We start from the raw sequence: 22,449 nt of genomic DNA, 5'->3' as shown, positions 1-22,449 counted from the left end.
GCGCGCCACCGCGGTAGTAGGCTGTCCCTCACGGCCCGAGCCCGGGCCCCGGACACGTCGGCGCAGTGCGCAGGCGGCTTCCGTCCGCTCAATCCAGCGACCACGAAGGCAGGACCGCGACCATGATTTGGGTGAGCAGCTCGGCCGTGCTGGTCGTGGTGTGCGCGCTGTCGCTGGTCTGGGTCGTGCCACGGCTGCAGCGCCGCCGGGAGGACCCCGTCGAGGCGCAGGTCGAGGTCGCCGGCACCGGTCCTGCCCCGGACCGTCCCACCGACCCGATCGAGCAGCCCTCATCCGCGTCCCGCCGACGAAGGAACATCATGGCGACCACCGACACCGTCCCCCGGCCCGCCGACGGCGACCCCGGACGCTCCGGCAGAGGGTCACTCCGCATCAGGCGGGACCGCGCCGGGATCCTCCTCGTCGGGTGCACCGCCCTCCTGGCCGCACTCGTCACCGCCGTCGTCGCCCCGTTCTCCGCCGCGGTGAGCTGGCCGTGGCCCGTGTTCCTGCTGCTCCTCGGCACCGGCTCCGTCCTGGCCCTGCGCTATCTGGCCGTCCAGGAGCGGGCCGCCCGTCGCGCGTCGCGCCCGGCGGTCCGGACGCCGGAGGCGGAGCCGCACGCGCCCCGGGAGGACGTCGCCCTGTTCGACAACGAGCACGCCGTGGCGGAGGAGGTCCGCGAGCAGTCGCGCCAGGCCGCCGAGGACCTCGACCTGCCCACACCCGAGGAGCAGCCCCGCATGCCCGCCCCGGCAGCATTCACGGTCGAGGAGCTGCGGGCCGAGGCGCTCCGCGTGGCCCGCGAGTCCGCCCCCGCCGCCCCGGCCCGCACGTGGGAGCCGGTGCCCGTGCCGCGGCCGACGTACGCCGAGGCGCCCGTGGTCCAGCGCCCGGAGCCGGAGCCGCTGCCGGTGCCGGAACAGCCCGCCGCCCGCTCCGCGAGCCTGAAGGACGCCGTGCGCACGGGCGAGGAGCAGGGCCGCGCCGCCCTCGACCTCGACGACGTCCTCAAGCGCCGCCGCGCCTGAGCGCATGCTCCGCCCGGCCCGGTCGACCGGGCCGCACGATCCGCCGCACACCCCGCCGGGGCGTGCGGCGGATCGCGTTCCAGGGGGCCGCGCGCCGTCCCGGTATCATCACCGCAACGGCCGGCCGCCGGTTCCGGCGGCCGGTGGCCCCGACCAGGAGGACACCCATGACCGCCGTCGCCCACCGCGAGGTCGAGCGCAAGTACGAGTTCCCGGAGGGCGCCGAGGCCCGAGTGGACTGGAGCGCGCTGGAAGGGTGCACCGTCTCGGCGGAGCCCGTGGAGCACCGCATGGAGGCCGTCTACCACGACACCCCGGACATGGCCCTGGGCCGGCGGCTCGTCGCACTGCGCCGGCGCCGGGGCGGGGCCGACGACGGGTGGCACGTGAAGTTCCACGGCCCGGACGGTCGCCATGAGCTGCAGGTGCCGCTGCTGCGCACGCCCGACCGGATGCCCGCGTCCGTGCGGAATCTCCTCGCCGGGCTGACCGGGGGGCAGGAGCTGCTCCCGGTCGCGACCCTCCGCACCGTCCGGAAGGTGCACCTGATCAGCGACAGTACGGGCGTGGAGGTCGCCGAGCTCGCCGTGGACGTCGTCGAGGCCGTCGACGAGCGGACCGGGACGGCACGGTCCTGGTCGGAGTGGGAGGTCGAGCTCCTCGACGGCACGGCGCCGGTGGAGCGCCAGGAGCAGATCTTCGCCGCGGTCGAGGCCGTGGTCTTCGCGGCCGGCGGGAAGCCGTCGACCTCCCGGGCGAAGATCGCCCGTGCGCTCGGCGAGGAGGACGACGACGCCCCGGCGGAGCCCGGCCGGAAGCAGCAGGACGACGAACAGCAGCAGGGCAAGAGCGGGAAGAAGAAGGACAAGAGCGGGCAGAAGAAGGACAAGAGCGGGAAGAAGAAGAACAAGGAGGGGGAGAAGGCGGGCAAGATGGCCGGGCCGGACGTACTGCGCACGGTGCTGGGGGAGCTCGCGGAGCAGCTGGTGCTCTGGGACTTCAAGGTCCGCCTCGACGTGCCGGACGCGGTGCACCAGATGCGGGTGACGTCCCGCTCCCTGCGCAGCGTGCTCCGGGCGGCCAGACCGTTCTTCGACGGCGACGCGGCGGAGGAGCTGGACGCCAGGCTGCGCGAGCTCGCCCGGACGCTGTCCGCGGCGCGGGACGCGGAGGTCACCGCGGAGCTGCTGACCGGTCGCGTCGAGGCCCTCGACGGCCGGGTGGGGCCAGCCGCGGCGGAGAGCCTGCGGCAGCGGGCCGAAGAGCAGGCGCGGACGGCGGCCACGAGGGTGCGCCGGCACGTCACGGGTCAGGAGCACCTGCGGCTCCTGGCGGACGTCCAGGACTTCGCGGCCGCTCCGCCCCTGACGGAGGAGAGCGCCGGGCTCTCGGGGCGCGAGGTCTCCGACGCACTGGTGGACCGGGCCCTGCGGAAGGTGGTGCGCGTGGCCGAGCGCGGCGCCGGGACGGAGCAGGCCGGCGGAACAGGCGCGGAGCAGCGGCTGGAGCACCTGCACGACGTCCGCAAGGCCGTCAAGCGCGTGCGCTACGTCGACGCCGTCCTGGGCCGGACCGGGCTCCGGCCGGGCAAGCGGCTGCGGCGCGCGGCCCGGGACGCGGAGGACTACCAGGACGAGCTGGGCCGGATCATGGACGCCGCGGTGGTGGAGCGGTGGCTCGCGGGCACAGCTGCCGCCCTCGGGCGCTCGGGCGAGGACCGCTACGCCGTGGGGGCGCTGCACGGCGCCGAGGTCGTCCGGCTGCGCGCCGGGACCGACAGCGGGGCGGACGTGGTCGGTGTGCTGCTGTCCCAGCTGCGCGAGGACCTCGCCTGAGCGGGGCTGCCGGGGGCACCGCGCGGACGCGTCCGGAGGGCGCTCCGGCGGGGCTCGCCGCGACCCGCCGAGGAGCGCAGGCCCATCCGCTGCGGGTGCGGCGGGCAGGGCTGCGGACCGGCTCGGTTCCGGCGGAGTAGTCATGCCCGGGTAACGGACACGGGACGACGATGGACGCAGTCGAGGGCCCGTTCCGTGCTCCTGCCCGGTTCCCGGCCCGGAGTCGACTGCCCGATCGGCCCGAGAGGACGGCCGCCGGGAAGGCTTCGAGCACCTGAGGAGTGCGTGATGACCGAGCACAACCACCCGGACAGGTCGGCCTCGTCCGGGAGCTCCTTCGTGATGTCCCGCCGCGGTCTGTTGACGGCCGGCACCGCGGTGGCCTCCGCCGTCGCGGTCGGTGCCGTGCCGACGACGGCTGCTGCCGCTCCCAACGCCAACGGTGTCATCTACGGGATCGAGACCGACGGGGACCAGCTGTGGTACCGCCACGAGGGGCGCGGCGACGGCACGGCGCGCTGGGCCAACGGCGGCAGCGGGCGCCAAGTGGGCAACGGGTGGCACTTCGACCACGTCTTCCAGGGCGGTGACGGGGTCATCTACGCGATCGAGGACGACGGGGACCTGCTGTGGTACCGCCACGAGGGAGTGACCGACGGCACGGCGCGCTGGGCCAACGGCGGCAGCGGGCGCAAGGTCGGCAACGGCTGGCACTTCGACCACGTCTTCTCGGGCGGCGGCGGGGTCATCTATGCCGTCGCCCCGGACACCAAGGACCTGCTGTGGTACCGCCACGAGGGGCGCAGGGACGGCACAGCGCGCTGGGCCAATAGGGGCCGCGGCCGCAAGGTCGGCAGCGGGTGGGACTTCGCCCACGTGTTCTACGGCGGCGACGGGATCATCTACGCGATCGAGCACGACGGTGACCTGCTGTGGTACCGCCACGAGGGGCGCAGCGACGGCACGGCGCGCTGGGCCAACAGGGGCCGCGGGCGCAAGGTCGGCAACGGGTGGAACTTCGAGCACGTCTTCGGCGGCGGAGGCGGGATCATCTACGCGATCGAGGCCGACGGTGACCTGCTGTGGTACCGCCACGAGGGGCGCAGCGACGGCACGGCGCGCTGGGCCAACAGGGGCAGCGGGCGCAAGGTCGGCAACGGGTGGGACTTCGAGCACGTCTTCTACGGGAACTAGCGGGCGCAGCACCTCGAACGCCTCCGTGCCGGGCGCGCGGGGGCGCCGGAGGACAAGAACGTCCGGGCGGATCGACGGGCTGTCCGCACCATCTGCGCATGAGGAAGGCCCCCACTCGGCGTCGTGCCGGGTGGGGGCCTTCCTCTCCGGTGGAGCTAAGGGGAATCGAACCCCTGACCTTTTCATTGCGAACGAAACGCTCTACCAACTGAGCTATAGCCCCGGAGCAACCGTTCCATCCTATACACCCGGCGCGGGTTTCGCATCTCGGGCCCCCGGCGCGTCCGGGGCGGCTCCCTCCGGTGGTCGGGGAGCGGGGCCGGCAGTGGGTAGAATCGGCCGCCATGGACGACACGCCCGGACCCCAGGACCCCGCAGCCGACGAGGCCGACGGTACGGCAGACCTGGCGGTCGCCTTCGTCCCGGGCATCATGCCCGGCAAGTGGTTCTTCCGGTGGCGGGACCGGAACCCGGGCCGCGTCCTCGCCGAGCGCCCGCTCGAGACGGACGCGTGGCAGGAGGAGCTGGGAGAGGGGCGCGCCCACGCGTGCTTCGTGCGGCTGCCCGCCCACCCGCGCCCCGGGGTCGACGACCTCGCCACGCTGCGCGAGAGGTACCGGGCGGTGGAGCTCTACGCGGAGCAGCAGGTCGTGGTGCTGCCCCGGGACCACGAGCTGACCCTGCTCGACGAGGTGCCGGTCGCGGAGCTCGTGGACGAGGTGCTGCTGCAGGACCCCGAGACCCTGCCCGAGCGGCACCGGCTGCGATCCCCGGAGACCGTCGCCGCGGACGCCCCGCTGCCCCCGATGCGCCATGCCCAGGACGCCGTCGAGCTCGTCGCCGCGGGTCTGGGACTGGTGGTCGTGCCCATGTCGCTCGCGCGCCTGCACCACCGCAAGGACCTCGTCCACCGGGTGGTGCCCGATGCCGCCACGGTCCCCGTGGCGCTCGTGTGGCCGCAGGACCTGCCGGAGGAGCAGGAGGAGCTCGTGCAGGACTTCGTGGGCGTCGTGCGCGGGCGGGGGCTCAACAGCTCCCGCGGCGGGGCCGCACCGGCGTCCCCTGCCGCGGAGGAGCGGCCGGCGTCCGGGGCGAAACCGGTGCGGGCGCCGTCGTCGCGCCGTGGTGGGCAGTCCCCGCAGGGCGCACGGCGGACGGGCGCCCCCCGTGGCGCGGCGCGGGGCGGTCGCGGAGGACCCAAGGGCGGCCGCCGGTCCGGCGGACGCGGCCGGCGCTGAGGGCGCCGGCGGCCTACTGCTGCTCGGCGGTCCGCTGCTGCTCGACGGCCACCGTGTAGGACCACAGCTCCGAGGCGGTGCCCACGGGGCGCGGGCGCTTGCCCTCCCCGGCGGCGGACCCACCGCCGTGGGCCCGGGCGAAGTCCTGTGAGGCCCGCCAGGCGTCGTAGGACTCCTCGTCGGCCCACCGCGTGAGCACGAGCCACTGCGAGCGCCCGTCCGTGGGCTGCAGCAGCTCGAAGCCCTCGAAGCCCGCGACCCCGGCCATGGAGCCGCTGTGGGCGGCGAAGCGCCGGCCCAGCTCGTCGCCGGAGTCGGCGGGGACGGTGATGGCGTTGATCTTGACGATGCTCATGCGTCCGATCCTGGCACATCGCGCCGGACGGCCCGGACCTGGCCCGTCTCGGGCGGACCGGGAGCGGCGGCAGCGGTGTCGGCCTGCCGGACCACGGTCTGGTTCAGCAGGGGCACGTGCAGGCCCTCGCGGTCGAGCATCTTCTTGATCCGCAGCCGCAGGGCCCGGGCCACGTCCCACTGCTTGAGGGGCACGGTGCGCACGGCCACGCGCACGGTGACGGACTCGCCGGTGACGGCCTCGACGCCCCACACCTCCGGGTCCTCGGTGATGTACTCGCCGACCTTCGGGTCGTCCCGAAGCAGGGCCGCCTCGTGCAGGATCAGCTCCGTCACCAGCTCGATGTTCGTGTCGTAGGGCACCGGCAGGTCCAGCACGCAGCGCGCCCAGCCCTGGGACTGGTTGCCCACGCGCAGGATCTCCCCGTTGCGCACGTGCCACAGGGTGCCGTTGACGTCCCGGACCTGGGTCACGCGCAGCCCCACGGACTCCACGGTCCCGCTCGCCTCCCCGAGGTCGACGACGTCCCCGATGCCGAGCTGGTCCTCCGCGACCATGAAGATCCCGGACAGGTAGTCCTTCACGAGGGACTGCGCCCCGAAGCTCAGGGCCACGCCGGCGATGCCCGCCGACGCCAGGACGGGACCGATGTCGTAGTCGAGCTCCGAGATGATCATCACCAGGGCGACGGCCCAGATCAGCACGGTCGCCACGGACGAGAGCACCGACCCGATCGTGTGGGCCCGCTGGGACTGCCGCGCACCGGCCAGGCCCGCGTCCTCGACCCAGCGCGGCCTGCCCCGCTCCATCCGGCGCACGATCCGCGACCGGGTGCCCTTCGCGATCCCCCCGGTGACCCGGCGGATCAGCAGCCGGACCACGGCGGCCAGGATCGAGGCGCCCAGCAGCACCAGCAGGATCCGCAGCGGTTTGTCGAGCCAGAACTCCCACACCGGGTCCAGGGCCGGCACGGGGGAGGACAGGGGGAGGGTGACGGGGAGGTGCATGGGGGAAGCGTAGCGAACGACGTCCGCGGCCCGGCAGCCGTCCAGCCGCTCCGGAGGTGCGTCGGGCACAATGGTGGTCGCACCCGCCGGGCAGACGCCCCCGTCCACCACCGAGGAACCATGACTGCACCCAGCCCTGTCCTGACCGCCGCCCCCGACCTGACCACCGTCCCGGGCGCGGCCGTCCTCGCCGCCCAGGACTCCGACGCCGAGACGCTGGGCGGGATCGCCGGCTGGGCCGTCGACGTCATGGAGGCCATCGGCGCTCCGGGCGCGGGTCTGCTCGTCGCGCTCGAGAACCTCTTCCCCCCGCTGCCGTCCGAGGTGATCCTCCCGCTGGCGGGGTTCACCGCGAGCCAGGGCAGCTTCTCACTGGGCGGGGCGGTCTTCTGGACGACGCTGGGCTCGGTGGTCGGCGCCGTGGCCCTCTACTGGATCGGCGCCGCGCTCGGCCGCCGCCGGCTGCGGGCGATCGTGGACCGGATGCCGCTCGTCGACCTGCACGACCTCGACCGCACCGAGGCGTGGTTCGAGCGGCACGGGAAGGCCGCGGTCTTCTTCGGGCGCATGATCCCGGTCTTCCGGTCGCTGATCTCGGTCCCCGCCGGGATCGAGCGGATGTCCTTCGGCGCGTTCGTGTTGCTCACCACGGCGGGCTCCCTCATCTGGAACACCATCTTCGTGCTCGCCGGGTACTACCTCGGCGAGAACTGGCACGTCGCCGAGCAGTACGCCGGGATCTTCTCCCGGATCGTGGTCGTCACCGTGGCCGTCCTCCTCGCATGGTGGGTGCTCAAGCGGGTGCTGCGCGACCGCCGGGGCCTGTCCGACGCCGCCCGCCGCGAGCGCGGGCAGCTGTGACCGCGGCGGTCACAACCACCGTTTGAGCCGGAACACGATGTAGAGCGCCACGCCCGTCAGAAGCATCAGCCCCAGCGCCATGGGATAGCCCCACACCCACGACAGCTCCGGCATGAAACGGAAGTTCATCCCGTACACGGAGCCGATGATCGAGGGGGCGAACAGGATCGCCGCCCAGGACGAGATCCGCTTCATCTGATCGTTCTGCTCGATCGCGGCCTCGTTCTGCCGCGCGGCGAGCTGGGTGGCGTCCAGCATGAGGGCGTTGGTGAGGGACGACTGGAACGCCTCGACCTTGTTGTTCACGAAGATCAGGTGGTCCAGGACGTCGCGCAGGCTGTGCTGCAGCTCCCGGGCCGCCCCGGCCTCGGCGAGCTCCTCGAGGAACTGCCGCAGCTCCATCTCCAGCGGGGCGACCGCCCGGTGGAACGCGCTGACCTCCCGGGTGAGCTGGTAGATGCGCCGCGAGACGACGCCGTCCCCGGAGCCGGAGAACAGGGCGTCCGAGATCTCGTCGATGTCGTTCTCGAGTCCCTCCACCACGGGGTAGTAGTCGTCCACGGTCTGGTCGAGCACCGCGTAGAGCACGCCTTCCGCGCCGGTCCCCAGCAGTGCCGGCTGCGCCTCCACCCGGGACCGGACCCGCCCGACCCGCCCGTGCTCGGACTGCCGGACGGTGATCACGAAGCCGGGTCCCGTGACGATGTGGATCTCCCCGAAGTCGACCGTCTCGGTGGCGTCCTGGTAGACGGCGGGGCGCAGCACCGTGAACAGGGTGGCCCCGTAGCGGTCGAGCTTGGGCCGCTGCTCGGCCTGCAGGATGTCCTCCACGGCGAGCTCGTGCAGGCCGAACTGCTGGGCCAGGGAGCCGAGCTCGTCCTCGGAGGGGCGGTCCAGGCCGATCCAGACGAGGACGCAGTGCTCCCCCGCTTCGGTGCAGCGGGGGTCCTCGGCCCGCAACCGGGCGAGCAGCCGGTAGGTCTCCTCGAGCGTGGCGGGGGACGCGATGCGCTGCCCGCCCCGGTAGACGGCGTTGTCGACGATGCTCACGGCCCCATTATCCCCGGGCCGCCGGGAGCGGCCCGGAGGCCGGACCGCGGGCCCCGGCGCCGGTCGTGGCGGCGCGGCGGACACCCCCGTGCGACGCCGCGGCCGTCCCACGGGGTGCTGATCCGCCCGGCTGCCGGCCGCGCGCTGTCGGCGCCCCGCCCCGGGCGTTCCTAGAATGGGGGGCATGAGTTTCCCCATGGACACCCGGGTGGGTGCCTACGCCGTGATCGTCCAGGACGGGGCGGTGCTGCTCAGCCACTGGAACCCCCGCCACCCTAGGCTGCGCGGGGCATGGAGCCTGCCCGGCGGCGGCATGGAGATCGGGGAGCAGCCCGCGCAGACCGCGCTCCGGGAGGTCCACGAGGAGACCGGTTTCACGGTGGAGCTCGACGAGCTGCTCGGCGTGCACAGCCGGCACATGGGCGCCGACGAGCGGCTGGACGGCCGCGACCGGCCCTTCCACGCCCTGCGCGTGATCTACCGCGCCCACATCACCGGCGGGACGCTCACGTCGGAGCTGGACGGGTCCTCCGACGAGGCCCGCTGGTTCCCCCTGGCGGTCCTGCCGCAGCTGCCCCTGGTCGGCCTCGTGCCCGTGGGCCTCGAACTGGCCGGGCTCGTCGCCGCGGGCCCCGCGGGGACGGGGGAGGGCCGGTGAGCCGCCGTCGCACCACCGCGGGCCTGCTCGCCGTCGCCGCGCTCACCGGGTGCGGCGGCGAGGCCCCGGAGCCGCCCCCGGCCACCGCGACGTCCCCCGCCGCGGAACCGGTCCGGATCGCCGCGGGGCCCACCGGGCAGACGGCCGTGCTCGCCCACGTCTACGCCGGGCGGCTCCGGGAGGCGGGCTTCGACGCGACCGTGGTCGACGCCGGGACCGACCGCGCCGACTACCTGGGGGCCCTCGAGCGGGGGGATGTGGAGGTCGCCGCGGACTACTCCGGCAACCTCTATCTGCACCTGCGCGGGCGGGCCCCGGTGGGACCGGCCGCCACGGCGCCCACGGACGGCGCGACGCCCACCCCCACGCCGTCCCCGGACGCCGGGGACGGCGGGCTCGCCGAGGACCTCTCCGAGCTGCTCGGGCTGGGGGAGGAGCGCGCGGACGACGACGACGTGCTGACCGGGGTGCAGGACGTGCTGCCCGAGGGGCTGCAGACCCTCGAGCCGGCGCCGGCGGAGAACACGGTGGCGGTCGTCGTGACCCGTCCGACGGCCGTCGAGCACGGGCTCACCGACCTGGAGGACCTGGGCCCGGTGTGCGACGAGCTGGCCCTGGGCACCGACCTCGACTTCGCGGGCCGCTCCTACGGCCCGGAGGGACTGGAGGACGCCTACGAGTGCGAGCCCGGCAGGTTCGTGCCGTTCGGGGACCAGGACGATCTCGTGGACGCGCTGCTCGAGGACCGGGTGCAGGCCGCGGCCCTGTTCACGGCCTCGCCCGCGATCGAGGACAACGCCCTCGTGGTCCTGGCCGACCCCCTCAACAACTTCGTCCCGCAGCGGGTGGTCCCCGTGGCCGCCGAGGACCTGCCGGACGCGGCCGTGGACGTCGTCGACGCGGTCTCCGCGCAGATCGGCACCGACGACCTGGTGCTGATGACCCGGATGACCTCCGCCCGCGACCCGTACACACCCGAGGAGGCCGCGCGGTACTGGCTCGAGGGCGGCGACGACACCTGAGCGGCGCACCGATCGGCGCCCCGGACGGCGGACGGCCCGGGGGTAAGGTGTACCGCATGTCAGTGGTGAAGCAGTCCGACAAGCTCAAGAACGTCCTCTACGACATCCGCGGCCCCGTGCTGGAGCAGGCGGAGCACATGGAGGCGGAGGGCCATCGGATCCTCAAGCTCAACATCGGCAACCCCGCACCGTTCGGCTTCGAGGCACCCGACGCGATCCTCGTGGACATGATCAAGAACCTGCCCCACGCGCAGGGCTACTCGGACTCCCGCGGCATCTACTCGGCGCGCACCGCCGTGGTGCAGTACTACCAGACGCGCGGGATCATGAACCTCGACACCGACGACGTCTACCTGGGCAACGGCGTCTCCGAGCTCATCACCATGACGCTGCAGGCGCTGTGCAACCCCGGCGACGAGATCCTCATCCCGTCCCCCGACTACCCGCTGTGGACCGCCTCCGTGGCCCTGTCCGGCGGCACCCCCGTGCACTACCGGTGCGACGAGGACAACGACTGGAACCCGGACCTCGAGGACCTCGCGGCGAAGATCACCCCCAACACCAAGGGGATCGTGATCATCAACCCGAACAACCCCACCGGCGCGGTGTACTCCCGCGAGGTGCTGCAGTCCGTCGTGGACCTCGCCGCGGAGCACGAGCTGATCCTGTTCTCCGACGAGATCTACGAGAAGATCACCTACGACGCCGCCGAGATGATCAACGCCGCGACCCTCACCGGCGAGGACGTGCTGTGCCTGACCTTCTCCGGGCTGTCCAAGGCCTACCGGGTGGCCGGGTACCGCGCCGGGTGGCTCGCGATCACCGGGCCCAACTGGAAGGCCGAGAGCTTCATCGAGGGCATCAAGCTGCTCGCCAACATGCGGATGTGCGCCAACGTCCCGGCCCAGCACGCCATCCAGACCGCGCTGGGCGGCTACCAGTCGATCAACGACCTCATCCTCCCGGGCGGGCGGCTCAAGGCCCAGCGCGACCTCGCCCACCGGCGGCTCAACGAGATCGACGGCGTGTCCTGCCGGCAGGCCGACGGCGCCCTGTACCTGTTCCCCAAGCTCGACGTGGAGAAGTTCAACATCGTCGACGACGAGAGGTTCGCCCTCGACCTCCTCAAGGAGCAGAAGATCCTAGTCAGCCACGGCCGGGCGTTCAACTGGCCGGAGCCCGACCACTTCCGGCTCGTCACCCTGCCCTCCGTGGAGATGCTCGCCACGGCCCTGGACCGGATCGAGGAGTTCCTCGGCAACTACCGCCAGTGACCGGCGGGCCGCGCGCCGCGGCCCGCCCCGCACCACCAGGAGGTCCCGCATGAGCGCAGCCGACCAGAGCCCGGCCACCGGGTTCGAGCAGGACGTGCGGCCCCTGCTGCGCGCCCGGCCGGGGCTGTCCCTGGACGCCGTGGACACCGGCTCCACCCCGGGGTTCACGGGGAACAAGAAGCTCGGCACCGCGCTGCGCGTCTCCCGGGACGCCGAGCTGTCCGAGCTGCAGCGCCAGATCTACGCCAACGCCACGGTGGGCGCCCGGCACCGGGTGCTGCTCGTGCTGCAGGGCATGGACACCTCCGGCAAGGGCGGCGTCATCCAGCACGTCCTGGGCGGGCTCAGCCCGCACGGCGTGCACACCCACGGCTTCGGCCGGCCCACCGAGGAGGAGGCCGCCCAGCACTTCCTCCAGCGGGTGCGGCGCCAGCTGCCCCGCCCCGGGGTGATCGGCGCGTTCGACCGGTCCCACTACGAGGACGTGCTCGTGCCCGTGGTGCACGACGTGCTCGACGACCGGCAGCTCGAGCGGCGCTACACCGAGATCCGGCACTTCGAGCAGGAGCTCGCCGACGACGGGGTGGTCGTCGTCAAGGTGTTCCTGCACCTGGGCCTGGACGAGCAGCGCCAGAACCTGCTCGCCCGCATCGGCGACCGGACGAAGCAGTGGAAGTTCGACCCCTCGGACCTCGACGCCCGCAGCCGGTGGGACACCTACATGGCCGCCTACGAGCGTGCCATCGACGCGACCGACGCCGACCACGCGCCCTGGTACGTGGTGCCCACCGACCGGAAGTGGTACGCCCGGGCCGTGGTCCAGGACCTGCTGATCTCCGCGCTCACGGGCCTGCGGCTCGACTGGCCCGACCCCGGCTACGACGTCGAGGACGCGCGCCGGCGCCTCGCCGCGCTCTGACCCCGCGGCACCGGGGAGGGCTCAGCCGCGCCCGGGGCCGTCGTCGTCGCTGTCGCCGTCCGCGTCCGCGCGCCGGGTGCGGGCCGCGTCGAGCCGCTCGCGGGCGCCGTCGAGCCACTGCTCGCACCGGGTGGCCAGGGCCTCGCCGCGCTCCCAGAGCGCGAGGGACTCCTCGAGGGACGTGCCCCCGGCCTCGAGCCGGGAGACGACCTGGACGAGCTCCTCGCGGGCCTGCTCGTAGCCCAGGCCGGCGATGTCGGACAGGTCGGGTGCTGCGGGGTGGTCGGTGCTCGCCATGGGTGGCGCCTCTCGTTCGGAAGGTTGGGGGACGGTCGGGACGTCGGTGCCGCGGAGGGTCAGGGGGAGCCGGGGTCCTCGCCCGGGCGCCGGGCGGAGACCGTCTCGGTGCGCACACCGAGCTCGCCCGCGGCCAGGCGCACCCCCAGCAGGTCCCCGGCGCGCACGGCGGAGGCGTCGGTGACCACGGCACCGGAGGCGTCCAGGACCACGGAGTAGCCGCGCTGCAGGGTCTCCTGAGGGGACAGCGCCCGCACGCGGGCGCGCAGGGAGCGCACGGCGTCGAGCTCCCGCAGCGTGCGGGAGTCCACGGCGGACAGCGCCCGGGTGCGCCACCGGTCCACGTCCTCCTCCCGGAGCAGGATCATGTCCTCCGGCTGGGCCAGGGCGGGCCGAGAGCGCACGGCGGCGAGACCGGCGGTCTCCCGGTCCAGGAAGCCCCGGACGGCGCGGTCCAGGCCCGCGCGCGCCCGGGCCACCCCGGCGCGCTCCTCGACGACGTCGGGGACGATCCGCTTGCCGGCGTCCGTGGGGGTCGAGGCCCGCAGGTCGGCCACCCAGTCGAGCAGCGGCTGGTCGTTCTCGTGCCCGATGGCACTGACCACCGGGGTCACGGCGGCCGCCACGGCGCGGACGAGGGACTCGTCGCTGAAGGCCAGGAGGTCCTCGAACGAGCCGCCGCCGCGGGCGATCACGATGACGTCCACCTCGGCCATGCCGTCGAGCTCGCGCAGCGCCTGGATGACGGCGCGCACCGCGCCGGAGCCCTGCACCGCGACCTCCCGCACCTCGAAGTCCACGGCCGGCCAGCGCAGGGACGCGTTGCGGATGACGTCCTTCTCGGCGTCGGAGTTGCGCCCCGTGACGAGGCCGACCCGGCGGGGCAGCAGCGGCAGCGGCTTCTTCCGGCCGGCGTCGAAGAGCCCCTCCTCGGCGAGCGCCCGCCGCAGCCGCTCGAGCCGCTCCAGCAGGTCCCCCAGCCCCACCGGCCGGATGCCGCGGCCCAGCATGGACAGGCGGCCGGTCTTGGCCCAGAAGTCCGGTTTGAGCTGGGCGACCACCCGCATCCCCTTCTCCAAGGGGCGGTCCAGGTGGGCGGTCTCGTTGGCGAAGAGGGTCACGGGCACGGAGATCTCGGCGTCGACGTCCCGGAGGGTCACGTAGGTGACGCGGGCGCGCCGGTTGAGCTCGATGATCTGCCCCTCGACCCACGTGGGCGCGCAGCGGGCGATGTAGGCGTGCAGGTTCTCGGAGAGCATCCGCAGCGGCCACGGGTTCTCCGGGGTGGTCCGGTCCGCCCGCGACGGCAGCTCGCGCTCGCCGCCCGCCGGCGCGTCCTGCTGCGGCTCCAGATACGTCATGCCTCATGCTTACCACCCGACGGGGACAGCCGTGCACGCTCCGTCCCGTGCGTACAGTGGTTCCGTGAGCTCCTCAGCACCCCCCGCCTCCAGACACCGCTCCCGACGACGCGCCACGACCGTCCTGCGCACCGGTCTCGGCACCGTCCTCGGCCTGGCCGCCGCGTCCCTCGTGGCGCTGCTCGTGCCCCTGCACTGGGCCCAGGACACCCTGGTCTCCCGCGACGGCTTCACCCGGGTGGTCGGCACCCTCGCCGACGACCGGCCCTTCCAGGAGGAGCTGGCCCGCACCGCCGTGGGGCAGCTGGCCGACCGGATCGTGGGGGAGCGGGCCACGGGCGTCGGGTTCCTCGACCGGATGCTCGAGGACGCCGTCCGCCGGGCCGCCGACGTCGCCGCGGACCTCACCTCCGACCCCGCCTACCAGCGCGCGTGGACGGAGGCGCTCACCCGCACCCACGAGGCCAACGTCCCCGTGGACGGGGCGGTGGAGGAGCCGCCGAAGCACCTCGTGCTGGAGATCGGCCCGGTCCTCCGGGAGGTCGACGCGGCCGTGCAGCGGGCCGTGGGCGTGGACGTCGGCCTGACGGAGCGGGAGAGCCGGATCACCGTCCCGGGGTCGAACACCGGGCGCCTGATCGAGGCGGGGACCCGGCTCACCGACCTGGCCGTCCCGCTCACCTGGACCGCCGCGGTGCTCGCGGTGCTCGCACTGCTGGTGGCCCGGCACCGCTTCGCCGTGCTCGCCGTGCTGGGCCTGGGGACACTGGCCGGACTGGGCGTCGTGTGGCTGCTCGTGGAGCAGGGCGTGCAGCGGGCCTCCGGCATGCTCGGCGGCGACCCGGTGGTCCGGCTCGCCGCCGACCGGGCCGTCGTGCTGCTCACCGGCTCCCTCGGCGAGCAGATGGTCACGGCCGCCTGGGCGGCCGGGATCACGGGCGTCGTGGGCCTCGTCGGGGCCATCCTGGTGTCGGGCGGATCACGGCGCCGTCCCCGCCCCACCGCGTAGCATGGAGGCCATGCCGACCACCGTTGCGCTCTCCATGCCCACCGTCCCCCGTTCCCGGCGCACCCCCGAGGACGTGGCCGCCGCCGCTCCCGTGGCCGGACCGAAGAAGGTCCTGCTCGCGTCCCCCCGCGGCTACTGCGCCGGCGTGGACCGCGCGGTCATCGCCGTGGAGAAGGCGCTCGAGCACTACGGCGCCCCGGTGTACGTGCGCAAGGAGATCGTGCACAACAAGTTCGTGGTGAGCACCCTCGAGGAGCAGGGCGCCGTGTTCGTCGAGGAGACCGACGAGGTCCCGGAGGGATCCCTGCTCATCTTCTCCGCCCACGGCGTCTCCCCGGCCGTGGTGGAGTCCGCGAAGTCCCGGGACCTGCACACCATCGACGCCACGTGCCCCCTGGTGACCAAGGTGCACCGCGAGGCCGTGCGCTTCGCGAAGAGCGACTACGACATCCTGCTGATCGGCCACGACGGCCACGAGGAGGTCGAGGGCACCGCCGGCGAGGCTCCCGAGCACATCCAGGTGGTGAACAGCCCCGACGAGGTCGACCAGGTCGTGGTCCGCGACCCCGACAAGGTCGTGTGGCTGTCCCAGACCACCCTCAGCGTGGACGAGACCCTGGAGACCGTGCAGAAGCTGCGCGAGCGCTTCCCCTCCCTGCAGGACCCGCCCAGCGACGACATCTGCTACGCGACCTCCAACCGGCAGACCGCCATCAAGAAGATCGCCCCGGACGCGGACCTCGTGATCGTCGTGGGCTCGGCGAACTCCTCGAACTCCGTGCGGCTCAAGGAGGTCGCCCTCGAGTACGGCGCCCGCCGCGCCGAGCGCGTGGACTTCGCCAACCAGGTGGACGAGTCCTGGTTCGAGGGCGCCGCCACCGTGGGCGTCACGTCCGGGGCCTCCGTGCCGGAGGTCCTCGTCAAGGACGTGCTGCGCCTGCTCGCGGACTACGGCTACGGCGAGGTCGAGGAGGTCGTCACCGCCGAGGAGGACGTCCTGTTCTCCCTGCCCAAGGAGCTGCGCGCCCGGCTCACCGCGGCCGGGGACACCTCCCACCGGCTCGGCGGCCGGGGGGCCCGGCCCACCCGCTGAGCCGCAGGGCCCGCCCTGCCCGCTGAGCCGCGGGCGGTCCCTCCCGCTCAGCCGGCCGCGCGCTCGTCGAGCGGTCCGGCCAGCGCGCCGCCCGACCCGGTGCGGCCCGGGCGGTCCACCGACTCCGGCAGCGGCGCCGCCGCGGTGAACTCCGGGGCCGTGAGCGGGCGCGGCGCCACCACGAGCGGACGGGTGGTGAGCCGCTCGTCCTCCGCGAGCGTGGGGTCCAGGTCGTTGATCCGCCGGGCCGTGGGGAACACCCGGGTCTCCACGGAGCCCGTGAGCCGGTTGTAGGTCTCGACCGACTTCTGCAGCGACCGGCCCATGTCGTCGAGGTGCTTGCCGACCGTGCCCAGCCGCTCGTAGAGCTGGCGGGAGAGGTCGAAGAGCTCCTTGGCGTTCTCCGTCAGCCCGTTCTGCCGCCACGTGAACGCGACGGCCTTGAGCGAGGCGAGCAGCGAGACCGGCGACACGAGCGCCACGTTGCGGCTCGCGGCGTGGTCCAGCAGGGTCGGGTCCGCGTCCAGGGCCGCGGACAGCGCCGACTCGGCGGGCAGGAAGCACAGCACCAGCTCGGGGGAGGCGTCCCGCGCCTCCCAGTACTTCTTGCCGGCCAGCGCGTCCACGTGCCCGCGCACGGCCTTCGCGTGACCGGCCAGCTGCGCCCTGCGCCCGGCGTCGTCCTCTGCGTCCTGGGCGCGCAGGTAGGCGGTCATGGGCGCCTTGGCGTCCAGGACGATGTCGCGGCCCCCGGGGAGGTGCACGACCATGTCCGGGCGGATCGCGCTGCGCTCGCCGTCCGCGGTGGTGCCGTTGGAGGCGACCTGCTCCCGGAAGTCGACGTGCGCGGTCATCCCCGCGGCCTCGACCACCCGGCGCAGCTGCACCTCGCCCCACGTGCCCCGCGCAGAGCCCGAGCGCAGGGCGGAGGACAGGGACGTGGTCGCGGTGCGCAGGTGGTCGCCCACCTCGCGGGTGTGGGCCAGGGCCTGGGTGATCCCGCCGTACTGCTCGGCCCGGTCCCGCTCGAGCGCCGTCACGTGCTCCTCCACCGAGCGCAGCTGGTGGGCCACCGGGGCCAGGGCCCGCAGGACGTTGTTGTCCTGCACGGAGCGGGCGTCGGCGTCCTGCAGCCGGTCCTCGAGCTGGGCGCGCGCCTCCACGGCCGCCGCCCGCTCGGAGGCCAGGTCCACGAGCCGGTCCTGGACGGCGGCGAGCTCGGCCTGGAGCCCGGCCCGCTCCTCGTCGGCCGCCCGGGCGTCCCGGGCGGAACGGGTGCGCGCGACGGCGGCGCCCAGCAGGGCGCCCACGAGCAGGGCGAGGAGGACGAGGACGACGACGAGGCTGACGGTCATGCCCAGCAGTGTGGCACGCCGACCGGACACCGCACGGCAGGGCGCCCACAGCCACCCGTTCCGGAGCGCCGCCGGCCGCCCGGTCAGCGCCGGACCGTGGTGCGGCGCACGGCTAGCAGCACCACGGCCGCGAAGACCACCGCCCAGAGCCCGGTGTTGAGCAGCAGCGCCCACAGGGGGTCGGACTCCACGGGCGGTCCGCTGGTGGCCACGACGTCGCCCTCCACGAGCGGGTACCGGGCCAGTCCGGCCAGGCCGTAGAGCGGGGTGAACCGTGCGATGTCGAGCATGACACCGGTGAGCGGGACGAAGAGGTTGCCGAAGAAGCTGAGCACCACCAGCAGTCCCGAGGCGGCGCTGACCGCGGACTCCGAGCGGAACAGCAGCCCGGCCGCCAGGCCGTAGAGGGCGAACACGGAGGAGCCGGCCACGACGATGGCCGCGGTGGCGGGCCAGCGCCAGCCGCCCAGTTCGGCGCCGGTCAGGGCGCCCACCGCGTAGACCGCGAGGACCGGCAGGACGGCCATGGCCAGGGCCACGGCCACCTTGGCCAGCACGTACCCGTGCCGCGGCGCCGGGGTGAGCCCGATCTGCCGGCCCCAGCCGCGGGCCTGCTCCACGGCGGCGGAGCCGGCGATCGAGGTGGTCGCGGTGACCGCCCCGTAGACCGCCATGGAGATCATGTTGTAGCCGCCGGCGTTGCCGTGGCCCGCCGGCCGGTCGGAGAAGTCCCCCAGCGCCGTGAACATCACGTACAGCACGGCGGGCAGGACCACCACGAAGAAGGTGTTCTCGACCATGCGCACGTTGCGGCGCAGGTCGTGGGCGGCGTAGGCGATGCTCATGGTGCTGATCCTCCAGGGGGCGGGGCGTGTCTGGTGGGCGCGGTCAGTCGGCGGTGAGGCCCAGGAAGGCCTCCTCGAGCCCGGCGTGGGTGATCTCGAGCTCGCGCGCGCCCGTGGTCGTGAGCAGGTGCCGGGCGATGGCGTCCGTGTCGGGGCCCGTGAGGCGCCGGCGCCCGCCGACGGAGTCCAGCGGGGTCGCCCCCGGGACGACGACCGGCTCGGGCCCCTCCCAGCGGAAGCTCACCACCCGGTGGCCGGCCATGGCCTGGACCTCGGCGGTGGCGGCGTCGGCGACCACCCGCCCGCCCTTGAGCACCACGGTGCGCGCGGCGAACTCCTCGGCCTCGTCGAGGTAGTGGGTGGCGAACACGACCGTCCGGCCGCGCTCCGCCTCGGCGTGCATCGCCGCCCAGAACTCCCGCCGGGCGCTGACGTCCATCCCCGCGGTCGGCTCGTCCAGCACCAGCAGGTCCGGCTCGGGCAGCAGGGCCAGCGCGAAGCGCAGCCGCTGCTGCTCGCCGCCCGAGCACTTGGAGACCTTGCGCCGCGCGAACCCGGCGGCACCGGCCCGGCCCAGTGCCTCGTCCACGGGGAGGGGATTCCGGTGCAGGGTCGCGACCATGGCGACCGTCTCCCGCACGGTCAGGTCGTCGAGCAGCCCCCCGGTCTGCAGGACCGCGCCGATCCGTCCGGCCCGCACGCTCTCGCGCGGTGCGCCACCCAGGGTGCGCACGGTGCCGTCGTCGGGATCGGTGAAGCCCAGCACCATGTCGAGGAGAGTGGTCTTCCCGGCACCGTTGGGCCCGAGCAGCGCGACGACCTCGCCGCGCTCGACGCGCAGGCTCACGCCGTCCACGGCCCGGACGCGCCGCTCGCCGTGCCCGAAGCCCTTCCGGGCCCCGGCGACGTCGACGGCCGGGGAGCCGGCCGGCGAGCCCCCAGGGCTCGCGTGCGGGGCGGTGCGGGATGCCGGGGAGGATCTCATGGTCCGACTCTGCTCCACCGCGCGCCCTGCCGGAAGCCCCGGTGACCACGACACGCCCATGACATCGGTCGCGGGCCCGGGAGCCGGCCGGAGGCGTGCCGGTCCGCCCGGCCGGTAGGATGGTCTCCCGTGGCTCTTACTATCGGAATCGTCGGACTGCCCAACGTCGGCAAGTCCACCCTGTTCAATGCGCTGACCCGCAACACCGTCCTGGCGGCGAACTACCCGTTCGCGACCATCGAGCCGAACATCGGCGTGGTCAACCTGCCGGACCCCCGGCTGGACCGGCTCGCGGAGATCCACGGCTCGGACCGGATCCTGCCCGCTACCGTGTCCTTCGTGGACATCGCCGGCATCGTCAAGGGCGCGTCCGAGGGCGAGGGCCTGGGCAACCAGTTCCTCGCCAACATCCGCGAGGCCCACGCGATCGCCCAGGTGGTCCGCGCGTTCGACGACCCGGACGTCATCCACGTCGACGGCGAGATCAACCCGGCCTCCGACATGGAGACCATCAACACCGAGTTGATCCTCGCCGACCTGCAGACCCTCGAGAACGCGATCCCGCGCCTCGAGAAGCAGGTCAAGATCAAGAAGGCCGACCCCGCCAAGCTCGCCGCCATGCAGCAGGCGCAGACCATCCTCGAGCGCGGGGACACGATCTTCGGGGCGGCCGAGAAGGAGAAGCTCGACGTCGACCAGCTGCGCGACCTCAGCCTGCTCACCGCCAAGCCGTTCATCTACGTCTTCAACGCCGACGACGGCGTGCTCGGCGACGAGGCGAAGCAGCAGGAGCTGCGCGAGCTCGTGGCGCCCGCCGACGCCGTGTTCCTCGACGCGAAGCTCGAGTCCGAGCTCGTGGAGCTGGACGAGGAGGAGGCGAAGGAGATGCTGGAGATGTCCGGGCAGGACGAGGCCGGTCTCGACAAGCTCGCCCGCACGGGCTTCCACACCCTCGGTCTGCAGACCTACCTCACCGCCGGGCCCAAGGAGTCGCGCGCCTGGACCATCCCCGTGGGCGCCACCGCCCCGCAGGCCGCCGGGGTCATCCACACCGACTTCGAGCGCGGCTTCATCAAGGCCGAGATCGTCTCCTTCGAGGACCTCGACGCCGCCGGGTCCATGGCCGACGCCAAGGCCGCAGGCAAGGTCCGGATCGAGGGCAAGGACTACGTCATGCGCGACGGCGACGTGGTGGAGTTCCGCTTCAACGTCTGAGCCGGCCGGGCGACCCGCGCCGGCGCGCGGGTCATTCGGGCCCGGGCCGCCTGCGGTTCCGCTTGGTCTCGGAGCGCCGGCGTTTTCCTTCGATCCGTCGGCGCCGCGAGCCGCTCGTGGGCCGGGTGGATCGCCGGACGACCGGAGGAACCACTGCCTCGCGCAGGAGTGCGGCGAGACGCTGTCGTGCCGCGGTCCTGTTCTGTCGCTGGGAGCGATGCTCGGCGGCGCTCACGGTCAGCACGGTGCCCGAGAGTCTGCCGGCGAGCTGGTCGAGGGCGCGTGCGCGCTGCACGTCGCTCAGCGCTGTCGTCGTGGCCAGGTCCAGAGAGAGCTGCACCCGTGAGTCGGTGGTGTTGACGCCCTGACCGCCCGGTCCGGAGGCGTGGGAGAACTGCTCGGCCAGCTCTCCCGCCGGCACCCTGAGGCCGCGGGGAGCGCCGGGGCCCGGGGGCACGTGCAGATCGTCCACAGGATGATTGTGTCGCACCGGCAGCGTGCTTGCCGCCGCCGGCACCAGCCAGAGCCTGATCACGTCCTCCAGGGACGACGGCGTGCACGAGCAGCGCGGGGGAGGCCTCGGCCCAGGCTCCTACGGAGCCGTCGGGACGCGGCGGGGGACGGTCTCCGTCCCCGGGGCCGGGGCGCCGGCCACGATCCTCAGATCGGTGAGATCCGCGCCCTCGAGGTGCGGCAGGACCTGGGTGGCCAGCAGGGACAGGGCCGTGCCGTACGCTCCGGTCCTCGTCCCGGCCTCCACGGTCATCCGGAGGCAGACGCCCTGCGACCCGCTGCTCCGGGCGACGCAGTGCGCCGCCGTGACGACCCGGCTCAGGGCGTCGACCGCGGAGACGTCCACCCTGCGGGACGTCCTGACCGTCGCCTCGGCGGTCCACGTGCTCATTGGGTGCCACCGGCCGGGAAGCCCACCGGCTGCCGAGCCCGGGACGGGACCGACGCGGTGATCCGCACCGGGCCGGTGACCGGCTGCACCTCGTCGAGGCTCCAGCGCAGGAGGTCCACGGCCGCGGGCTCCGCTTCCGGGGCCTCGTGCAGGTCCACGGTGAGGTCGGACTCGGGGAACAGCGCCCTGGCGCGGACCGCGAGCGGCGCCAGCGCCTTCTGGCTGGTGCCGGTCAGCGGGCCCGTGACGACCAGGGTCACGTGCCGGCCGTCCAGGTCGATCCGGACCAGCACCGAGAGCCGGTCACCCCCCGGTGCCCGTCCTCGCGCGGTGGGCGCGCGCAACTCGGCCCCTGTCGTCATGTCGGTCATGGACTCTCCCCCGTCGGTGCGGCGGCGACAGGGGCCCGGTCCCACGCCCTGGGTCCGCGCCGTCCACGACGCCGCGACGGTCCGCCCTGCCTGCCCGCACCACCATCGTCGGCGCGCCGAGGGGCCGGACGCCAGGGTGACCATCGGACGAGTGCGTTCTCCGGCTCGTCGGTGCTCTGCGCGGCCCCCGGGCGCACGGAGCCGGTGCGCCGGAGCCGGTGCCACGGCGCACGCGGCGGCGTCTACAGCCGGGAGTCCGTGGCGTCCTCCGGCGGTGCCTCCGCCTCGAGGTAGTCCTCGATGTCCACCAGCACGGCGGGGCCGGACTGCGCCACCTGCAGCGCGACGGCGAGGCTCGCCACGTCGTCGTCGTCCAGGAGCTGGTCGGGCAGGTCCACGGCGTAGCGGGCCTCGCCGTCGACGAGCACGGGCGTGATGTGGGCGGGGCCGCTCGTGAGGTCGACGACGGTCGCGGGGGCGACCACCTCGACGTCCTCGGGCACCGGGCGGTCGTCGGGGGGTGCGGGGGAGCTCATGGGATCCGTCCTGTCGTTCGGGGTGCTGTCAGGC

At 73.9% G+C, this 22,449-nt stretch carries 24 protein-coding genes and 1 tRNA gene; 12 read left to right on the top strand and 13 right to left on the bottom strand.

What is annotated here, in order from left to right; translation table 11 throughout:
- The first annotated feature begins 122 nt into the window (after positions 1-122).
- The 3 genes from ACYVM4_RS04290 (at position 123) to ACYVM4_RS04280 (ending at position 4,060) form a co-directional block, all read left to right on the top strand.
- Positions 123-1,031 carry a hypothetical protein gene (locus ACYVM4_RS04290; RefSeq protein WP_368820344.1) on the top strand — a complete coding sequence of 303 codons (909 nt, stop codon included), beginning with the start codon at positions 123-125 and terminating at the stop codon, positions 1,029-1,031.
- A 167-nt stretch (positions 1,032-1,198) separates the two neighbouring features.
- Entirely contained in the window at positions 1,199-2,866 is a 1,668-nt protein-coding gene (locus ACYVM4_RS04285; protein ID WP_368820343.1) for a CYTH and CHAD domain-containing protein, read from the top strand.
- A gap of 288 nt (positions 2,867-3,154) precedes the next feature.
- Entirely contained in the window at positions 3,155-4,060 is a 906-nt protein-coding gene (locus tag ACYVM4_RS04280; protein ID WP_460667740.1) for a tachylectin-related carbohydrate-binding protein, read from the top strand.
- Positions 4,061-4,210: 150 nt separating this feature from the next.
- Here the strand turns inward: ACYVM4_RS04280 and ACYVM4_RS04275 are convergent.
- Positions 4,211-4,283 (bottom strand) — tRNA-Ala (locus ACYVM4_RS04275).
- Between the two features lie 121 nt (positions 4,284-4,404).
- Between ACYVM4_RS04275 and ACYVM4_RS04270 the strand changes: the two genes are divergently transcribed.
- A complete protein-coding gene (locus tag ACYVM4_RS04270) occupies positions 4,405-5,298 on the top strand; it encodes a LysR family transcriptional regulator substrate-binding protein (protein WP_368820341.1) in 894 nt (297 codons plus the stop codon).
- A 13-nt stretch (positions 5,299-5,311) separates the two neighbouring features.
- Here the strand turns inward: ACYVM4_RS04270 and ACYVM4_RS04265 are convergent, their stop codons facing one another.
- The gene (locus tag ACYVM4_RS04265; protein ID WP_368820340.1) at positions 5,312-5,653 is read right to left on the bottom strand and encodes an antibiotic biosynthesis monooxygenase family protein; all 342 of its coding nucleotides are present in this window, start codon (positions 5,651-5,653) and stop codon (positions 5,312-5,314) included.
- Entirely contained in the window at positions 5,650-6,660 is a 1,011-nt protein-coding gene (locus ACYVM4_RS04260) for a mechanosensitive ion channel family protein (protein ID WP_460667739.1), read from the bottom strand. The genes ACYVM4_RS04265 and ACYVM4_RS04260 overlap by 4 nt, the downstream gene beginning before the upstream one ends.
- 120 nt (positions 6,661-6,780) lie before the next feature.
- Here ACYVM4_RS04260 and ACYVM4_RS04255 point away from each other — a divergent pair, with 120 nt between their 5' ends.
- Positions 6,781-7,521 carry a DedA family protein gene (locus ACYVM4_RS04255; RefSeq protein ID WP_460667738.1) on the top strand — a complete coding sequence of 247 codons (741 nt, stop codon included), beginning with the start codon at positions 6,781-6,783 and terminating at the stop codon, positions 7,519-7,521.
- 9 nt (positions 7,522-7,530) lie between these two features.
- Here the strand turns inward: ACYVM4_RS04255 and ACYVM4_RS04250 are convergent, their stop codons facing one another.
- The gene (locus tag ACYVM4_RS04250; RefSeq protein ID WP_368820337.1) at positions 7,531-8,571 is read right to left on the bottom strand and encodes a magnesium and cobalt transport protein CorA; all 1,041 of its coding nucleotides are present in this window, start codon (positions 8,569-8,571) and stop codon (positions 7,531-7,533) included.
- Between the two features lie 184 nt (positions 8,572-8,755).
- Here ACYVM4_RS04250 and ACYVM4_RS04245 point away from each other — a divergent pair, with 184 nt between their 5' ends.
- Genes ACYVM4_RS04245 through ACYVM4_RS04230 form a run of 4 tightly spaced genes read left to right on the top strand, consistent with a single transcriptional unit; the run spans position 8,756 to position 12,444 of the window.
- Positions 8,756-9,229: an NUDIX hydrolase gene (locus ACYVM4_RS04245; RefSeq protein ID WP_368820336.1), complete on the top strand. Its 474-nt coding sequence runs from the start codon at positions 8,756-8,758 to the stop codon at positions 9,227-9,229.
- Positions 9,226-10,251, top strand: coding sequence for a glycine betaine ABC transporter substrate-binding protein (locus ACYVM4_RS04240; RefSeq protein ID WP_368820335.1), 1,026 nt, complete (start codon positions 9,226-9,228; stop codon positions 10,249-10,251). The genes ACYVM4_RS04245 and ACYVM4_RS04240 overlap by 4 nt, the downstream gene beginning before the upstream one ends.
- Positions 10,252-10,307: 56 nt before the next feature.
- Complete coding sequence (locus tag ACYVM4_RS04235; protein WP_368820334.1) at positions 10,308-11,525, top strand: pyridoxal phosphate-dependent aminotransferase; 1,218 nt, start codon at positions 10,308-10,310, stop codon at positions 11,523-11,525.
- A gap of 49 nt (positions 11,526-11,574) precedes the next feature.
- Positions 11,575-12,444 carry a PPK2 family polyphosphate kinase gene (locus ACYVM4_RS04230; protein ID WP_368820333.1) on the top strand — a complete coding sequence of 290 codons (870 nt, stop codon included), beginning with the start codon at positions 11,575-11,577 and terminating at the stop codon, positions 12,442-12,444.
- 21 nt (positions 12,445-12,465) lie between these two features.
- Here the strand turns inward: ACYVM4_RS04230 and ACYVM4_RS04225 are convergent, their stop codons facing one another.
- On the bottom strand, positions 12,466-12,741 hold the full coding sequence (locus ACYVM4_RS04225) for an exodeoxyribonuclease VII small subunit (protein WP_368820332.1): 276 nt from the start codon (positions 12,739-12,741) through the stop codon (positions 12,466-12,468).
- Between the two features lie 59 nt (positions 12,742-12,800).
- A complete protein-coding gene (xseA, locus tag ACYVM4_RS04220; RefSeq protein ID WP_368820331.1) occupies positions 12,801-14,102 on the bottom strand; it encodes an exodeoxyribonuclease VII large subunit in 1,302 nt (433 codons plus the stop codon).
- Positions 14,103-14,166: 64 nt separating this feature from the next.
- On the opposite strand from xseA, the gene ACYVM4_RS04215 reads away from it, so the two are divergent.
- Positions 14,167-15,111, top strand: coding sequence for a hypothetical protein (locus ACYVM4_RS04215; RefSeq protein WP_368820330.1), 945 nt, complete (start codon positions 14,167-14,169; stop codon positions 15,109-15,111).
- Positions 15,112-15,121: 10 nt separating this feature from the next.
- Complete coding sequence (locus ACYVM4_RS04210; protein ID WP_368820329.1) at positions 15,122-16,204, top strand: 4-hydroxy-3-methylbut-2-enyl diphosphate reductase; 1,083 nt, start codon at positions 15,122-15,124, stop codon at positions 16,202-16,204.
- Between the two features lie 47 nt (positions 16,205-16,251).
- Here ACYVM4_RS04210 and ACYVM4_RS04205 read toward each other — a convergent pair whose 3' ends face one another.
- The 3 genes from ACYVM4_RS04205 to ACYVM4_RS04195 all read right to left on the bottom strand — a co-directional run bounded on the left by ACYVM4_RS04205 (position 16,252) and on the right by ACYVM4_RS04195 (position 19,389).
- Complete coding sequence (locus tag ACYVM4_RS04205) at positions 16,252-17,559, bottom strand: DNA recombination protein RmuC (protein ID WP_368820328.1); 1,308 nt, start codon at positions 17,557-17,559, stop codon at positions 16,252-16,254.
- A gap of 83 nt (positions 17,560-17,642) precedes the next feature.
- Positions 17,643-18,404, bottom strand: a complete 762-nt coding sequence (locus tag ACYVM4_RS04200; RefSeq protein WP_460667737.1) for an ABC transporter permease — start codon at positions 18,402-18,404, stop codon at positions 17,643-17,645.
- Positions 18,405-18,447: 43 nt separating this feature from the next.
- Positions 18,448-19,389, bottom strand: a complete 942-nt coding sequence (locus tag ACYVM4_RS04195) for an ABC transporter ATP-binding protein (protein WP_368820326.1) — start codon at positions 19,387-19,389, stop codon at positions 18,448-18,450.
- A gap of 129 nt (positions 19,390-19,518) precedes the next feature.
- Between ACYVM4_RS04195 and ychF the strand changes: the two genes are divergently transcribed.
- Positions 19,519-20,604 carry a redox-regulated ATPase YchF gene (gene ychF, locus ACYVM4_RS04190; protein ID WP_144836049.1) on the top strand — a complete coding sequence of 362 codons (1,086 nt, stop codon included), beginning with the start codon at positions 19,519-19,521 and terminating at the stop codon, positions 20,602-20,604.
- Between the two features lie 31 nt (positions 20,605-20,635).
- Here the strand turns inward: ychF and arfB are convergent, their stop codons facing one another.
- From arfB to ACYVM4_RS04170, 4 genes are all read right to left on the bottom strand, one after another.
- Positions 20,636-21,076 carry an alternative ribosome rescue aminoacyl-tRNA hydrolase ArfB gene (arfB, locus tag ACYVM4_RS04185; protein ID WP_368820325.1) on the bottom strand — a complete coding sequence of 147 codons (441 nt, stop codon included), beginning with the start codon at positions 21,074-21,076 and terminating at the stop codon, positions 20,636-20,638.
- Between the two features lie 120 nt (positions 21,077-21,196).
- Complete coding sequence (locus ACYVM4_RS04180) at positions 21,197-21,508, bottom strand: hypothetical protein (RefSeq protein ID WP_368820324.1); 312 nt, start codon at positions 21,506-21,508, stop codon at positions 21,197-21,199.
- Entirely contained in the window at positions 21,505-21,879 is a 375-nt protein-coding gene (locus ACYVM4_RS04175) for a hypothetical protein (RefSeq protein ID WP_368820323.1), read from the bottom strand. Before ACYVM4_RS04175 ends, ACYVM4_RS04180 begins: the two co-directional genes overlap by 4 nt.
- A 242-nt stretch (positions 21,880-22,121) precedes the next feature.
- A complete protein-coding gene (locus ACYVM4_RS04170) occupies positions 22,122-22,415 on the bottom strand; it encodes a hypothetical protein (RefSeq protein ID WP_368820322.1) in 294 nt (97 codons plus the stop codon).
- Positions 22,416-22,449 lie beyond the last annotated feature (34 nt).

The sequence above is a fragment of the Kocuria himachalensis genome (assembly GCF_054784195.1).
This window is presented reverse-complemented; position numbering and strand designations above follow the sequence as displayed.

Bases quoted from the DNA above. Each gene is read 5' to 3' on its own strand.
- ACYVM4_RS04255 (WP_460667738.1), top strand. From the start codon at position 6,781: ATGACTGCACCCAGCCCTGTCCTGACCGCCGCCCCCGACCTGACCACC.
- ACYVM4_RS04245 (WP_368820336.1), top strand. From the start codon at position 8,756: ATGAGTTTCCCCATGGACACCCGGGTGGGTGCCTACGCCGTGATCGTC.
- ACYVM4_RS04210 (WP_368820329.1), top strand. From the start codon at position 15,122: ATGCCGACCACCGTTGCGCTCTCCATGCCCACCGTCCCCCGTTCCCGG.
- ACYVM4_RS04230 (WP_368820333.1), top strand. From the start codon at position 11,575: ATGAGCGCAGCCGACCAGAGCCCGGCCACCGGGTTCGAGCAGGACGTG.
- ACYVM4_RS04170 (WP_368820322.1), bottom strand. From the start codon at position 22,415: ATGAGCTCCCCCGCACCCCCCGACGACCGCCCGGTGCCCGAGGACGTC.
- ACYVM4_RS04290 (WP_368820344.1), top strand. From the start codon at position 123: ATGATTTGGGTGAGCAGCTCGGCCGTGCTGGTCGTGGTGTGCGCGCTG.
- ACYVM4_RS04225 (WP_368820332.1), bottom strand. From the start codon at position 12,741: ATGGCGAGCACCGACCACCCCGCAGCACCCGACCTGTCCGACATCGCC.
- ACYVM4_RS04280 (WP_460667740.1), top strand. From the start codon at position 3,155: ATGACCGAGCACAACCACCCGGACAGGTCGGCCTCGTCCGGGAGCTCC.
- ACYVM4_RS04205 (WP_368820328.1), bottom strand. From the start codon at position 17,559: ATGACCGTCAGCCTCGTCGTCGTCCTCGTCCTCCTCGCCCTGCTCGTG.
- ACYVM4_RS04265 (WP_368820340.1), bottom strand. From the start codon at position 5,653: ATGAGCATCGTCAAGATCAACGCCATCACCGTCCCCGCCGACTCCGGC.
- ACYVM4_RS04200 (WP_460667737.1), bottom strand. From the start codon at position 18,404: ATGAGCATCGCCTACGCCGCCCACGACCTGCGCCGCAACGTGCGCATG.
- xseA (WP_368820331.1), bottom strand. From the start codon at position 14,102: ATGACGTATCTGGAGCCGCAGCAGGACGCGCCGGCGGGCGGCGAGCGC.
- ACYVM4_RS04285 (WP_368820343.1), top strand. From the start codon at position 1,199: ATGACCGCCGTCGCCCACCGCGAGGTCGAGCGCAAGTACGAGTTCCCG.
- ACYVM4_RS04270 (WP_368820341.1), top strand. From the start codon at position 4,405: ATGGACGACACGCCCGGACCCCAGGACCCCGCAGCCGACGAGGCCGAC.
- ACYVM4_RS04175 (WP_368820323.1), bottom strand. From the start codon at position 21,879: ATGACCGACATGACGACAGGGGCCGAGTTGCGCGCGCCCACCGCGCGA.
- ACYVM4_RS04260 (WP_460667739.1), bottom strand. From the start codon at position 6,660: ATGCACCTCCCCGTCACCCTCCCCCTGTCCTCCCCCGTGCCGGCCCTG.
- ACYVM4_RS04180 (WP_368820324.1), bottom strand. From the start codon at position 21,508: ATGAGCACGTGGACCGCCGAGGCGACGGTCAGGACGTCCCGCAGGGTG.
- ACYVM4_RS04235 (WP_368820334.1), top strand. From the start codon at position 10,308: ATGTCAGTGGTGAAGCAGTCCGACAAGCTCAAGAACGTCCTCTACGAC.
- ACYVM4_RS04195 (WP_368820326.1), bottom strand. From the start codon at position 19,389: ATGAGATCCTCCCCGGCATCCCGCACCGCCCCGCACGCGAGCCCTGGG.